The sequence below is a fragment of the Megasphaera massiliensis genome, assembly GCF_000455225.1.
GTDB lineage: Bacteria > Bacillota > Negativicutes > Veillonellales > Megasphaeraceae > Megasphaera > Megasphaera massiliensis.
The window spans coordinates 1,249-1,756 of the sequence record NZ_HF954545.1 but is presented as its reverse complement, the minus strand read 5'-3'; the positions used below and the strand labels follow the sequence as shown (position 1 = coordinate 1,756).

General features: G+C 43.5%; 1 protein-coding gene. It reads left to right on the top strand.

The features are described 5' to 3' along the window. Positions 1 to 196: 196 nt before the first annotated feature. Positions 197 to 508: VOC family protein (locus TX77_RS10555; RefSeq protein ID WP_044505072.1), on the top strand; the 312-nt coding region annotated here is incomplete at its 3' end.

Genomic DNA, 508 nt, shown 5'->3' with positions numbered 1-508 from the left:
GAATATTTCATAAAAAAAGACTTTCGCCGTTAACCCGAATGGGGCAAGCGACGAAAGCCTCTGGACGTCCAGTGAGCGATGTATTATAATAATTCCTACATGTTTACTAGTGTTTATATTATAAAATTACCGGAACATTTTTTACAATTTGTTTTTTTCGTTGATGACTCAGAGCATCCAATAGGAGGATAAGCAAATGACGAGAAGAAGAGTCGACCATGTCGGCGTGGCCGTGAGGAATCTGGAAGTATCGCTGCGCTTTTATACAGAAATTGTTGGGCTTGAGCTGAAGGGACAGCTGACGCATACAAACGGCGTTATCCAGCTTGCTTTTCTAGGCTTTGGCAATACTGACGAAACGGAAATTGAACTGATTCAAGGCTATAGCAATCAGCTGCCTCCGGAAGGCACGGTTCATCATTTCGCCATCCACGTCGACGATGTTGAAGCAGAATTCGAACGCATTAAAGGAACGGAAGCCGAACTGATCGATAACGAAATTACGACG